The 12,624-nt window shown below is 71.2% G+C and carries 16 protein-coding genes and 1 tRNA gene; 13 read left to right on the plus strand and 4 right to left on the minus strand.

Features of this window, described 5'->3' with window-relative positions; genetic code table 11:
• Positions 1-151 precede the first annotated feature (151 nt).
• Positions 152-1,357, plus strand: coding sequence for an aminotransferase class I/II-fold pyridoxal phosphate-dependent enzyme (locus AB0N80_RS16015; protein ID WP_363579367.1), 1,206 nt, complete (start codon positions 152-154; stop codon positions 1,355-1,357).
• A gap of 6 nt (positions 1,358-1,363) precedes the next feature.
• Here AB0N80_RS16015 and AB0N80_RS16020 read toward each other — a convergent pair whose 3' ends face one another.
• The 3 genes from AB0N80_RS16020 to AB0N80_RS16030 form a co-directional block, all read right to left on the minus strand.
• Entirely contained in the window at positions 1,364-1,786 is a 423-nt protein-coding gene (locus tag AB0N80_RS16020; protein WP_363579369.1) for a nuclear transport factor 2 family protein, read from the minus strand.
• A 104-nt stretch (positions 1,787-1,890) separates the two neighbouring features.
• On the minus strand, positions 1,891-2,697 hold the full coding sequence (locus AB0N80_RS16025) for a carbon-nitrogen hydrolase family protein (protein WP_363579371.1): 807 nt from the start codon (positions 2,695-2,697) through the stop codon (positions 1,891-1,893).
• Positions 2,694-3,191: a DUF6328 family protein gene (locus AB0N80_RS16030; RefSeq protein ID WP_315995412.1), complete on the minus strand. Its 498-nt coding sequence runs from the start codon at positions 3,189-3,191 to the stop codon at positions 2,694-2,696. The genes AB0N80_RS16025 and AB0N80_RS16030 overlap by 4 nt, the downstream gene beginning before the upstream one ends.
• An 83-nt stretch (positions 3,192-3,274) precedes the next feature.
• Here AB0N80_RS16030 and AB0N80_RS16035 point away from each other — a divergent pair.
• The 5 genes from AB0N80_RS16035 to AB0N80_RS16055 all read left to right on the plus strand — a co-directional run bounded on the left by AB0N80_RS16035 (position 3,275) and on the right by AB0N80_RS16055 (position 6,090).
• Positions 3,275-3,348, plus strand: a tRNA-Met gene (locus tag AB0N80_RS16035).
• A 253-nt stretch (positions 3,349-3,601) separates the two neighbouring features.
• Positions 3,602-3,964: a hypothetical protein gene (locus AB0N80_RS16040; RefSeq protein WP_363579373.1), complete on the plus strand. Its 363-nt coding sequence runs from the start codon at positions 3,602-3,604 to the stop codon at positions 3,962-3,964.
• A gap of 9 nt (positions 3,965-3,973) precedes the next feature.
• The gene (locus tag AB0N80_RS16045) at positions 3,974-4,462 is read left to right on the plus strand and encodes a hypothetical protein (RefSeq protein WP_363579375.1); all 489 of its coding nucleotides are present in this window, start codon (positions 3,974-3,976) and stop codon (positions 4,460-4,462) included.
• Positions 4,463-4,513: 51 nt separating this feature from the next.
• Positions 4,514-5,434: an SMP-30/gluconolactonase/LRE family protein gene (locus tag AB0N80_RS16050; protein WP_363579377.1), complete on the plus strand. Its 921-nt coding sequence runs from the start codon at positions 4,514-4,516 to the stop codon at positions 5,432-5,434.
• On the plus strand, positions 5,431-6,090 hold the full coding sequence (locus AB0N80_RS16055; protein WP_315995408.1) for an SUMF1/EgtB/PvdO family nonheme iron enzyme: 660 nt from the start codon (positions 5,431-5,433) through the stop codon (positions 6,088-6,090). Before AB0N80_RS16050 ends, AB0N80_RS16055 begins: the two co-directional genes overlap by 4 nt.
• 125 nt (positions 6,091-6,215) lie before the next feature.
• On the opposite strand, the gene AB0N80_RS16060 is transcribed toward AB0N80_RS16055, so the two are convergent.
• Positions 6,216-6,686, minus strand: coding sequence for a MarR family transcriptional regulator (locus tag AB0N80_RS16060; RefSeq protein ID WP_363579379.1), 471 nt, complete (start codon positions 6,684-6,686; stop codon positions 6,216-6,218).
• A gap of 72 nt (positions 6,687-6,758) precedes the next feature.
• On the opposite strand from AB0N80_RS16060, the gene idi reads away from it, so the two are divergent.
• From idi to AB0N80_RS16095, 7 genes are read left to right on the plus strand one after another with little or no spacing between them, the layout of a single operon-like run.
• Complete coding sequence (idi, locus tag AB0N80_RS16065) at positions 6,759-7,310, plus strand: isopentenyl-diphosphate Delta-isomerase (protein WP_315995406.1); 552 nt, start codon at positions 6,759-6,761, stop codon at positions 7,308-7,310.
• The gene (locus AB0N80_RS16070) at positions 7,307-8,374 is read left to right on the plus strand and encodes a polyprenyl synthetase family protein (protein WP_363579381.1); all 1,068 of its coding nucleotides are present in this window, start codon (positions 7,307-7,309) and stop codon (positions 8,372-8,374) included. The genes idi and AB0N80_RS16070 overlap by 4 nt, the downstream gene beginning before the upstream one ends.
• Positions 8,371-9,240 (plus strand): squalene/phytoene synthase family protein, encoded by an 870-nt coding sequence (locus AB0N80_RS16075; protein WP_315995404.1) that lies wholly within the window; start codon positions 8,371-8,373, stop codon positions 9,238-9,240. Before AB0N80_RS16070 ends, AB0N80_RS16075 begins: the two co-directional genes overlap by 4 nt.
• The gene (gene crtI, locus AB0N80_RS16080; protein ID WP_315995403.1) at positions 9,237-10,793 is read left to right on the plus strand and encodes a phytoene desaturase family protein; all 1,557 of its coding nucleotides are present in this window, start codon (positions 9,237-9,239) and stop codon (positions 10,791-10,793) included. The genes AB0N80_RS16075 and crtI overlap by 4 nt, the downstream gene beginning before the upstream one ends.
• Before the next feature lies 1 nt (position 10,794).
• A complete protein-coding gene (locus tag AB0N80_RS16085) occupies positions 10,795-11,130 on the plus strand; it encodes a lycopene cyclase domain-containing protein (RefSeq protein WP_363579384.1) in 336 nt (111 codons plus the stop codon).
• Complete coding sequence (locus AB0N80_RS16090; protein ID WP_363579386.1) at positions 11,127-11,444, plus strand: lycopene cyclase domain-containing protein; 318 nt, start codon at positions 11,127-11,129, stop codon at positions 11,442-11,444. Before AB0N80_RS16085 ends, AB0N80_RS16090 begins: the two co-directional genes overlap by 4 nt.
• Positions 11,441-12,331 carry a prenyltransferase gene (locus tag AB0N80_RS16095; protein ID WP_363579388.1) on the plus strand — a complete coding sequence of 297 codons (891 nt, stop codon included), beginning with the start codon at positions 11,441-11,443 and terminating at the stop codon, positions 12,329-12,331. Before AB0N80_RS16090 ends, AB0N80_RS16095 begins: the two co-directional genes overlap by 4 nt.
• Positions 12,332-12,624: the final 293 nt, after the last annotated feature.

Raw genomic sequence — 12,624 nt, forward strand, 5'->3', positions numbered from 1 at the left:
GCCACCTATGACGAGCGTGAGTCGCCTCTATGGGTCTCGCAGCAAGCCACCGCGAGAGGTCGGGGGCGCCGAACGCCCCTCTCGAGGTGTAGCACGTCGCCCCGTGACGGCATTCCCGCTTGCGCTGCGCGCCGTGCGGCATCCTGGGAGGATGCAGCACATTCCCGGCGCCTGGCAGCGCACCGCCCGCGGCGCGGGACTCCTCGCCGCCGACGGCTCCTCGGTCCCCACGATCTTCGCCGAGATGAGCGCGCTCGCCGCCTCCACCGGAGCCCTCAACCTGGGCCAGGGCTTCCCCGACGAAGACGGCCCCGAGGCCGTGCTCGACGCGGCCCGGAAGGCCATCGCCGACGGAGTGAACCAGTACGCTCCCGGACGCGGCTACCCCGACCTGCTCGCCGCGGTCGCCGAGCATCAGCGGCGTTTCTACGGCATCGAGCTCGACCCCGCCCGCGAGGTCCTCGTGACGGTGGGAGCCACCGAGGCGCTCGCCGCCACACTGCTGGCGCTCGTCGACGGGCCCGACGACGAGGTCGTGGTGTTCGAGCCCTACTACGACTCCTACGCCGCGTGCGTCGCGCTCGCGGGTGCGAAGCTCGTCCCGGCGCCCCTGCAGTGGCCCGACTTCCAGCCCGACCTCGCGCAGCTGACATCCGCGGTCACCGACCGCACGCGCGTGATCCTCGTCAACGATCCGCACAACCCCACCGGCACCGTGTTCACGCGCGAGGTGCTCGACGAGATCGTGCGCCTCGCGCACCGTCACGACGCGATCATCGTCACCGACGAGGTCTACGAGCACCTCGTCTTCGACGGCCCCCATGTGCCCCTCACGACCCTGCCGGGGGCCGCCGAGCGCACCGTGTCGATCTCGTCGGCGGGCAAGACCTTCTCGCTCACGGGATGGAAGACCGGGTGGGTGACCGGGCCCGCCGACCTGGTGTCGGCGGTGCTGGCGGTCAAGCAGTTCCTCACCTACGTCGGCGGGTCGCCGTTCCAGCCCGCGATCGCGGTGGGTCTGCGCCTGCCCGACGCCTTCTTCGCCTCCGTCGCCTCCGAGATGGCCGCCAAGGCCGCCCTGCTGGGCACCGGCCTGCGCGCGGCGGGGTTCGAGGTGTCCGCCCCGGGCGGCTCCTACTTCACGGTGGTGGATGCCGCCCCGCTCGGCGCCACCGACGCCGACACGTTCTGCCGCGAGCTGCCCGCCCGCGCGGGTGTCGTCGGCATCCCGCTCACGGCCTTCGTCTCGCCCGAGCACCGCGATCGCTACGCCACGCTCGTGCGGTTCGCGGCGTGCAAACGGGTGGAGGTGCTCGCCGACGCGGCGGAACGGCTCGCCGGGATGCGGCGCGACTGACCTCCCTCAGACGCGCGCGATGGGGCGACCCGCCCCCTCCTCCTCGCTCGACGTCGCCCGCAGCAGCGCGATGCGCCCGTCGACGACGTCGTAGACGCCGAGGCTCGACGAGTGCACGCGCTCGCCGTCGAAGCCCCGCATCGACCACGCGGTCCTCACGACCAGCGATGCCCCCTCGAGATGACTTCCGGTGGCCTCCACCGAGACCTCGCGCGAGATGATCTCGGCCAACCAGGCGCGGATCTCGTCGCTCCCCACCGCGAGGGTCCGGCCGCCGCAGGCCCGGCCGTCGGCGTAGCGCACCCGGATGATGCGCGCTGCGTCGGCGAATACCCGAGCGGCGGTCTCGAGGTCGCCGTCCGTGATCGCCGCCAGCAGGCGTCGCACCGGCTCGATCGGGGTCGGAGGGGTGTGCAGGTCTGCGGTCATGGGGGAGAGGGTAGACAGCCGGCGCACACCGTTGCGCCGAGACCGGCGGGCGCACACCGGGTGATCCGCGCTGACCAGGCGCGCGGAAACGGGCCCCCGTGCGGTCAGCGCGGCGTGACGCGGAACCGGCGCAGCGCCAGCGCGGGATTCACGCGGCGCACGCGGGCGATGGCATCCGGGTCGATGTGGGCGACCGCGACGTCGGTGGACGTGCCGATCTGCGCCATCGCGACCCCCTGCGGGTCGACGATCATCGAGTGCCCCACGCCCAGCGGCGGAGAGTGGTCGGCCGCGGCGACGAAGAAGGTGTTCTCGATCGCCCGCGCCTGCACGAGGGTGCGCCAGTGATGCTCCTTGAGCGGCCCCCGCACCCACTCGGCGGGGATCAGGGCCACGTCGACCGCGGCATCGGCCAGCGTGCGGGCCACCTCCGGGAAGCGCAGGTCGTAACAGGTCATGAGCCCGAACCGCAGCCCCGCGGTCTCGAACGTCTGGGGCGGCGCGATCTCGCCCGGCTCCACCCAGTCGGACTCCCGTTGCCCGAAGGCGTCGTAGAGGTGCAGCTTGCGGTACACCGCCTGGATGCCGTCGCGCGCCACCGCGACGACCGTGTTGCGCACGCGCCGGCCGTCGTCGGCGCGCTCGAGCAGCCCCGCGACGACCACGACGTCGAGCTCGGCCGCGAGCGCGGTGAGGGCCCGAACGAAAGGCCCGTCGAGATCTTCCGCGTTCTCGGCGAGCGACGCGTCGAACGGGTCGACGAAGTAGCTGGAGTATTCGGGGAACACCACCACCCGGGCCCCGCGCGCGGCGGCCGTGCGGGTGGCATCCGCGATGTGGGCGAGGTTGGCCTCACGCGACGCCGCGGGCGCGAACTGCGCCACCGCGACGCCGACGGTCTCGTGGCTCATCGTGCGGTTCCCCTCCCCCGGTGTCGGACGGACACCGGCACCACGACCCACAGTACGAGGATCACCAGCCCGAGGACGACCCCGGCCGTCACGGCCGCACCCAGGCTCACGACGACGTCGAAGACGAACACCACCACGCCCACCAGCAGAAGGGACACCAGGGCCAGGGCGCCGCGGAGCGCGTTGTGCCCGAACCGCACGAGCGACGGTTTGACCTGCAGATGGAACACCGCCCGGTGCAGGGCCACCGGCGCCAGCGCGACCACGGCGCTCAGGGCTGCGAGACAGATGAGCACGAGGTAGAACGTGCGCTGCGACGACGACAGATCGGCGAACGACGACTGGAAGGCGAGCGCCAAGAGGAAGCCGGTCAGGATCTGCGTACCCGTCTGCAGCACGCGCAGCTCCTGCAGGATCTCGCTCCAGTTGCGGTCGGCGCGCTGCGCGGGGCTCTCCGGGCGTCCGTCGGCGAAATCGTCGAAAGTGTTGCTCACCAGCCCATCTTGGCGCGACACTCCCGGGAGGTGCGTCCGGATTTGCCATGTCGTTCATCTCGGCGTAATGTTTTCTCTTGTGCCGCGGGGTGGAGCAGCTCGGTAGCTCGCTGGGCTCATAACCCAGAGGTCGCAGGTTCAAATCCTGTCCCCGCAACAAGAAGAAGGCCCCGGATCGCGAGATCCGGGGCCTTCTGCCTTTTCCCCCGCGGTCGTTTCCCGGGGCACCGCGTGCGTCCCCCGATTTCTCGCCGGGCGCCTGGCCGCCTCGACCTGTGCGGGGGTCGGTGTGTTGTGCATCGGGTTCACCCGCGGAATACTGGGGGAATTGATTGATTTCGCTCAACGATGTGTGAAGACCCGACAGGTCACCGTGGCCTTCGTCGCGGACCCCTCGAAAGAAGGCACTCGTGAGACGTACGTTCACGCACGGCGTGTTGTCGCTGGCGCTGGCGACCTGCTTCGCGGTGGGCGGTTCGGCCGGCGCCGGAGCCGCCTCGGCATCCGTCGACACGTCCGCGTCCGCCGCGGCGACCGTCACGACGCCGCGATCGACCGTCGACGGGTCGGGCATCGCGCCCTCGCCGACAGCGCACGCCCTGCGGTCCACGGGTCTCGACGCGTCCACCCTGCTGGGCTTCTGGGTGGGCGGAGGCGCGTTGGCGCTCGCGACGGCCGCCGTCCTGGTCACCGTCAAGGTCCGGCAGGCGCGCAAGGAGACGGCCGCGGCGAACTCGTCAAGCGGGATCGGCGCGACTCCGCCGCGCGGTTGACTCGCTGTCATGCACACCACCACCACCGCGCCGCTCGACACCGACGGCCGCGACGCCTCGACTCCGCCGTCACTGCCCTTCGTCCACATGTGGACCGATGTCGACGGCACCAGCCGGCTCGATGAGTCGATGCTCCGCGGCTTCGGGCTGCAGAGCGTGGGCGGCGGCGCCGATCCGCAATGGATGCGGCCGTTCCCCGGCGAGGTGTCCGCCGTGCTCTTCGCGGCGCTGCCGGTGGGATGGGTGGGGCAGTGGCATCCCTCCCCGCATCCGCAGTGGGTGATCCCCCTGCGCGGGCGCTGGTTCCTCGAGACGCAGGACGGCTCGCGCGTCGAGATGGGCCCCGGAGACATCCACTTCGGGCAGGACACCTCCACGGCCGAGATCGACGGGACGACGGGGCATCTCTCCGGCACCGTCGGCGACGAACCGTGCCTGCAGGTGCTGATCCAGTTCGCCGCGTCGCCCGCCGCCCCCACGCCCCACCCCTTCGGCTGAGCCGGCGTCAACCCGCCTGGACCCCACCGGGTCACGGGGTTGACTGATCTCATGCCCCAGATCCCCATCGACGGACGTGTCCTGCAACCGCCCCGCGAGCCTCGCGTCGTCGACGTCGCTCCCCCGCGGGTGTGGGACGACCGTCTCGCCGCCGTGCTGCCGGCATCCTCCCGCCTGCTCTCGCTCTACGACGACGCGACCTGGGCCGAGGGGCCGGCGTGGTGGCCGGCCGAGAACGCGCTCGTCTTCAGCGACGTGATCGGGCGGCGTACGCTCGCTCGGTACGAGGACGGGCGCATCGTCACGGTGCGCGACCGCAGCGACTTCGCCAACGGCAACGCGTTCGACGCGCACGGACGCCTCGTGCAGGCCGAGCACGGCCGCCGCGGGATCAGTCGCACCGACGCCGAGGGCACCCGTCTGCTCGTCGACGCCTACGAGGGAGCTCCCCTGAACTCCCCGAACGACCTGGTCGTGGCCTCGGACGGGGCGATCTGGTTCACCGACCCCACCTACGGCATCTCCGACCCGCGCGAGGGCTACCCCGCCGAGCCCGCTCTCTCGCACCGGAGCGTCTACCGATGGCACGAGAAGACGGGCCTCGAGCGCATGATCGACCTCGACGAGCCGAACGGCCTCGCCTTCAGCCGCGACGAGCGCACGCTCTACATCGCCGAGTCCGACGCCACCGCCCTCCCCCGCGTCGTCGCCTGCGCGTGGGACGGGGAGAGCCTCGGCCCCCCGCGCACCTTCGCGACGGTGGACGCCGGCATCCCGGACGGATTCGTCGTCGACAGCCGCGACTGGCTCTGGATCTCGAGCGAAGCGGGTGTCGTCATCGTCGACGAGGAGGGTCGGCGGCTCGGGATGATCCCCACGCCCCATGTCGTGAGCAACTGCACCTTCGACGCCGACGAGAAGCGTCTGTTCATCACGGGCGACAGCGACCTGTGGCTCGTGGAGCTGGCGTGACCGACGTCGAGATGGCGCGCATCCCCGCGGGTCGCGTGCTGCGCGGCGATCAGCGGGGCGCGGAGCGGCGCGAGATCGAGGTCGCCTCGTTCGAGATCGGCGTCTATCCCCTGACCGAGGAGCAGCTCGCCGAGCTCCTCGGCATCCCGTCACGGCATCCGCGTCGCCCGGCGACGCAACTCAGCTGGCTGCGGGCCATCCGCCTGTGCAACGCCCTCAGCGAATGGGAGGGGCTCGACCCCCTCTACTCCTTCGACGGCGAGGTGGTGACCGCGGATGCCGACGCCGACGGCTTCCGCCTGCCGACCGAGGACGAGTGGGAGTACGCGTGCCGCGCCGGCTCGACGGGCCCGGCTTACGGCCCCGTGCGGGAGGTCGCATGGACCGCCGGCGACGGTCTGAGCGGCCCCGTCGACGTCGGAGCCCGGATGCCGAACCTCCACGGTCTGTTCGACACCCTCGGCAACGTGTGGGAGTGGTGCAGCGACCTGTACGACCCCGAGGGGGAGAGCGATGCGCGGGTGTTCCGCGGCGGTGGATGGTCGGACGCCCCCGCGCTCGTGCGCGCCTCGGCCCGGCGCGGCGGGCGGCCGCGCGACGCGTTCGACGACGTCGGCGTGCGGGTGGCGCGCGGCCCGCTGCCCTCGCGCAGCTGAGGCGCGGGGGGCACGGACCCCTTCGACAGGCTCAGGGTCCCTCGCGTACGGGTGGGTGAGGGCACGACGGGGGTGGCTGAGCCTGTCGAAGCCACCGACCCCGCGACCGCCGACGGCAACGCGCGTCAGTCGTCGGTCGAGATCGCCTCGGTCAGCTGGTCCATGAACGAGGCGACGGTCTCGAGCTGCGCGTCGTCGAACCCCGCCGCCATCTCGCGCATCGCGCCGAGATGGGCTCCGAAGTGCTGGAAGAACTCGCGCCGCGACTTGTCGGTGAGCACCACCACCCGTGCGCGCCCGTCCGAGGGGTGCGGGAGCCGCTCGAGATGTCCCGAGGCCACCAGACGGTCGATGAGTTTCGTCGTCGACGCCGTCGAGATGCGCAGATGGGCCGCGACGTCGTGGGGACTCACCATCTCTCCGCGCGTCTCGCGGATGGTCAGCATGCGCAGCGTCGCCAGGTCGCTGGCGTTCATCGCCATGTCGCCTTTCATCCCGCTGTGCATGCGATCGAGCGCGTCGCTGAGCGTCTGCACCGCGCGGAGGGTCTGGACCACCGCGGGCCTCGTACCAGAGGTGGAAACGGTCTTGTCCACGGTGGACACCCCCTTTCGCGCTGGGTATAGTCGGGCTCACATCGCTAGCTAAACTAGCAAACGGGAGGCACGATGAGCGAGACCGAATATGTCGTCCTCCTGGACGACTTCGGCAACGAGATCGGCACGGCACCCAAAGCGAGCGTGCACGGCACCGATACGCAACTGCACCTCGCCTTCTCCTGCCATGTCGTGAACAGCCGGGGCGAGGTGCTGGTCACCCGCCGGGCGCTGCACAAGAAGACGTGGCCGGGTGTGTGGACGAACTCGTTCTGCGGCCACCCCGGTCCGGCCGAACCCGTGCTCTCGGCCGTGCATCGGCGTGCGGAATTCGAAGTGGGCCTCACGGTCCGCGACCTCGAGCTCGCCCTCCCCCTCTTCCGATACCGTGCCGTCGACGCGAGCGGCATCGTCGAGCACGAGATCTGCCCCGTCTACGTCGCCCGCACCGACGACGACCCCCAGCCCAACCCCGACGAGGTCGCCGAGTACCGGTGGGTCGACCCGCTCGACCTCGCGGCATCCCTCGAGGCGACGCCGTGGGCATTCAGCCCGTGGTTGGTCCTGCAGGCGCAGCAGCTTCACCTGTTCGAGTCTCCACCCGTGGTCCGGCGCGCGTCATGATCGCGCTCGACTCCACCCCCCTCGCCCGGCAGGGCATCGACGCCGCGATCGACGTCGCCCTCGAGCGCCTCGATCGGCGGGTGGCCCCGCTCGGCGACGGCGCGCGCGCCCTGGCATCCTCGATCCGTCGTGCCGCCTCCGGCGGGAAGCGCTTCCGCCCGCTGCTCGTCGTCGCGGCCTTCGAGACCCTGCACGGCCCCACGATCGGCCGACCGGCGCTTTACGAGGTGGCCGCAGCCTTCGAGCTGTTGCACACGGCCTTCGTCGTGCACGACGACGTGATCGACCACGACGTCGAACGCCGCGGCGTGCCCAACATCGGCGGCGAGTTCCGCCGACGCGGGCTCGAGAAGGGCGCGGATGCCGGTGGCGCGGCGCTCCTCGGAGACGCGGCTGCGATCCTTGCCGGAGACCTGCTGCTGCACGAGGCCGGGCGCATGATCGCGGTCGCCGAGATCCCGGCATCCCTCCGCGGACAGCTGCTGCAGCTCGTCGACGACGCGGTGCTCGTCTCGGCCGCGGGAGAGCTCGCCGACGTCGAGAACGCCGTCTCGCCGGGCGACGTCGACCCCGAGACCGTCCTGCGCACCACGCACGACAAGACAGCCGTGTACTCGTTCTCGGCGCCCCTGCAGGCCGGGGCCGTGATGGCCGGGGCGGAGCGCTCCACCCAGTGGGCGCTCGAGCGCTTCGGCGAGCGGCTCGGACTCGCCTACCAACTGGTCGACGACCTCATCGGCGCCTTCGGCACGGCCGAGGCATCGGGGAAGGACGAGGGCTGCGACCTGCGCGAGGCGAAGAAGACGCACCTCATCACGCTCGCGCGCGAGAGCGCCGATTGGCCCGAGGTCAGCGCGGCGCTCGCGCAGGCGCACACCGGCCCGGTCGCCGTGCGTGCCGCCCAGAGCGCTCTCGCGAAATCCGGCGCCCGTTCGCGGCTCGAGGTGCTCGTGTGCGAGACGCTGGACGAGGCGGTCGCGATCGTGGAGGCGTCGACGCTGCCGACCGAGTGCCGTCTGATGCTGATCGAGTTGGTCGAGGCCGTGCAGGAGCGCATTCCGTGAGCAACGCCCCCACGGGTCTCGAGCTGTATTCGCAGACGGCCGACGACGTCGCCGCCGCCGTCATCTCCCGCTACTCCACCTCGTTCGGCATCGCCGCGCGGCTGCTCGGCCCCCGCCCGCGACCGCACGTGCGCAACATCTACGCCCTCGTTCGCGTCGCCGACGAGATCGTCGACGGACCCGCGCACGATGCCGGGCTCTCACCCGACCGCGAGCGCGCGGTCCTCGACGGGCTCGAAGCCGAGGTGGCGGAGGCCATCGTCACCGGCTTCAGCGCCAATCTCGTCGTGCACGCCTTCGCCCGCACGGCCCGCGAGTGCGGGATCGGCGACGACCTCATCGCCCCGTTCTTCGCGTCGATGCGCACCGATCTCGACACCGCCGCCCACGACGACCTCTCGCACGACGCCTACGTCTACGGCTCGGCGGAGGTCGTCGGGCTCATGTGCCTGCAGGTGTTCCTGAACGCCGGGATGTCGGCGCCCGCGCGCCCCGCCGCCGACCTCGTCGATGGAGCCCGGCGACTCGGGGCGGCGTTCCAGGACGTCAACTTCCTCCGCGACCTCGCCGACGACGCCGACCGTCTCGGCCGCGACTACCTCGACGGCGCGGCCGACGACGAGCGCCGGGTCGCCGTGCTCGACCGCATCGACGCCGACCTCGCCGCCGCGGCATCCGTCATCCCGCACCTTCCGCCGGACTGCCGCGCGGCCGTGACCTGCGCGCACGACCTCTTCGCGGAGTTGTCGCGCCGCCTCCGCCTCTCCCCCGCCGGCGCACCCCGCGTCCGCGTCCCCGACGGTGTCAAAGCCACCCTCGCCGCCCGCGCCCTCTTCGGGCGTCCTCCGAAAGGTTCACGCTCATGAGCGCCCAGCGCATCGTCGTCGTCGGTGGGGGCATCGCCGGACTCGGCACCGCAGCCCTCCTGGCCGACCGCGGCCACGACGTCCAGTTGTTCGAGGCGCGCGATGCGCTCGGCGGCCGCGCCGGGTCGTGGGAGAGCGACGGCTTCCGCTTCGACACCGGTCCGAGCTGGTACCTCATGCCCGAGGTGTTCGACCACTTCTTCCGGCTTCTCGGAACGAGCGCCGACGAGCAGCTCGATCTCGTGCGCCTCGACCCCGCCTACCGCGTCTACGGCCCTCCCGGAAAGGGCGAGCCGATCGACATCGTCTCGGGCCGCGAGGCCGTGCGCGCGCTGTTCGAGGAGCACGAGCCCGGCTCGGGCGACAACCTCGAGGCGTACCTCGACTCCGCGAAGGACGCCTACGAGCTGTCGACGTCGAAGTTCCTCTACGACCCGTACTCGTCGACCAAGGGGCTGCGCGACCCGGCGCTCGTGAAGCGGCTGCCCACCCTCATCCCGCTGCTCACCCGCACGTTGTGGAAGCGCATCACCGACTCGTTCACGAACACGCGCCTGCAGCAGATCCTCGCGTACCCCGCGGTGTTCCTCGGCGGATCGCCGTTCGAGGTGCCGAGCCTGTACCACCTCATGAGCCACCTCGACCTGGGCGACGGCGTGCTGTACCCCAAGGGCGGCATGACCGAGATCATCCGGGCGATCGAGAAGCTCGCCCGCGAGCGCGGCGTGCGCATCGAGACATCCTCCCCAGTGGATGCCATCATCACCGAGTCGGGGATCGCTCGCGGCGTGCGCCTGGCCGACGGGCGGGTCATCTCGGCGGATGCCGTGGTCTCGGGCGCCGACCTGCATCACACCGAGAACGACCTCCTCGAGGAGAAGGACCGCCAGTACCCCGAGAAGTGGTGGAAGGACAAGGTGCCCAGCCCCGGCGCGCTCCTGCTGCTGCTCGGGGTGAAGGGCGAGCTGCCGCAGCTCACGCACCACACCCTGCTCTTCACCGACGACTGGCACACGAACTTCGACGCCATCTTCGGCGCGGACAAGAAGATCCCCGACCCGGCGTCGATCTACATCTGCCGCCCCAGCGCATCGGACGACTCGGTCGCACCCGAGGGTCACGAGAACCTGTTCGTCCTCGTGCCCGTGCCCGCCGACCCCGTCAGCGGACGCGGCGGCGTCGACCGGGCCGGAGACGAGCGGATCGAGCAGGCCGCCGACCGCGTGATCGCCCAGATCGCCGAGTGGACCGGCGTCCCCGACCTCGCCGAGCGGATCGTGGTGCGCAAGACCATCGCCCCCGAGGACTTCGCGCACGATCTCAAGGCGTGGCACGGCAACTCGCTCGGGCTCGCGCACACGCTGAACCAGAGCGCGATCTTCCGCCCGAAGAACCGCTCGCGAAAGGTCTCGAACCTCTATTACGCGGGGACCTCGGTGCTGCCCGGCATCGGTCTGCCCATGTGCCTGATCTCGGCCGAGCTGGTGGTCAAGCGCATGACGGGCGACAAGACCCCCGGCCCCCTGGCGGAACCCGCGCGCGCGGTGGTCTGAGGTGCCGGGGATCTACCTGGGTGCGATCCTCTTCTCGCTGGTCGGCATGATGCTCATCGACGGGAAGTACTCGCTCGCCCTCCGGGTCGCGCCCGTGCGCACGGTCGCGGCGGTGCTGATCGGGACGGTGTTCTTCCTCGCGTGGGATCTGGTCGGGATCGTCACGGGCGTCTTCGTGAAGGGCGAGAGTCCGCTCTTCGTCGGCGTGATGCTCGCTCCGCACCTCCCCCTGGAGGAGCTGTTCTTCCTCCTCTTCCTCAGCTACCTCACCGTCGTCCTGTTCGCCGTCTTCGAGCGACGCGCGCGGGCGCGAGCCCGCGTGCGGGAGTCGTCGTGACCTACCCGCTCATCGTCGTGCCGTTCGTGGTGCTCACGGCCATCGTGACCGTCTCGACGGTGCGGATGCCGGGATTCCGCCGCCGCATGGCATCCTCCGGTGTCACCGCCCTCGTGCTGATCGGCCTCACCCTCGTCTTCGACAACCTCATGATCGCCGTCGACCTGTTCTCGTATCCTCAGGAGCACCTGAGCGGGCTGCGGCTCGGCCTCGCGCCGATCGAGGACTTCGCGTACCCCCTGTGCGCGGCGTTCCTGCTCCCGGCGCTGTACACCCTGCTCACGCCCCGCCCTCTGCAGAAGGACTCCGCATGACCACGCCCGCCCTCACCCCCGGTCGCGTGGCGCGCGAGCTCTTCGTGTCGTCGCGGCCGGTCAGCTGGATCAACACGGCCTTCCCCTTCGCCGCCGCCTACCTGCTGACCACGCGGCAGATCGATGCACCGCTGGTCGTCGGCATCCTGTTCTTCCTCGTGCCGTACAACCTCGCGATGTACGGGGTCAACGACGTGTTCGACTACGAATCCGACCTGCGCAATCCCCGCAAGGGCGGCACGCACGGTGCCGTGCTGGCCAAGCGCATGCACCCCATCACCCTGTGGGCCTCGGCCCTGTCGTGCCTGCCGTTCGTGGTGTACCTCGTGATCATCGGGTCGCCGCTGTCGTGGCTCGTGCTCGCGCTGAGCCTCTTCTTCGTCGTGTTCTATTCGGCGCCCCCGCTGCGGCTCAAGGAGCGCCCGTTCCTGGACTCGATGACCAGCAGCATCCACTTCTTCTCCCCCGCCGTCTACGGGCTCGTGCTCGCCGGTGCGGTCTGGACGTGGCAGCTCGTGTTCGTCTTCATCGCCTTCGCCCTGTGGGGCGTCGCGTCGCACGCCTTCGGCGCGGTGCAGGACGTCGAGGCCGACCGCGCGGCCGACATCTCGTCGATCGCCACCGCCCGCGGAGCGCGCTGGACCGTGCGCTTCGCCCTGACGGCCTACGCGCTGGCGGGGGTGGCGATGCTCTTCACGGCATGGCCGGGGCCGCTGGCCGCCGTCCTGGTCATCCCGTACCTGGTGGTGTGCTGGCCGTACCGGAACGTGACGGATGCCGAGAGCGACCGCGCCACTGCCGGGTGGAACCGCTTCCTGTGGCTCAACCAGTTCGCCGGCTTCGGTACGACGATGCTGCTCATCTGGTGGTGGTTCCTGAGCGCCTGACGCGCTCCGCGCGCGGGCGCCCGGCACCCCGTCGAGTGTCCGGGACACGCCGCTGTCCACCGGTGGATGCGGCGTGTTTCGGACACTCGCGTGCCCTCCGAGCGCCACGCCGACGCTGCTCCCGCGCTGACGAGACGAGGCGCGAGCCGCCCCGCGCCCGCGCGCCGGCGCTCTCCCGCGCCGGCGTGTTGAGGCCGCGGCACCCCCGCGCCCCCGCGGAAACGTCGAGTGTCCAGGACACGCCGCTCGGCGCGCGCGGGTGGGGGGGGTGCTGGGCACTCGACGGGGTGGGG

Source organism: Microbacterium sp. NPDC089188, from assembly GCF_040685155.1.
Taxonomy (GTDB): Bacteria; Actinomycetota; Actinomycetes; order Actinomycetales; family Microbacteriaceae; genus Microbacterium; species Microbacterium galbum.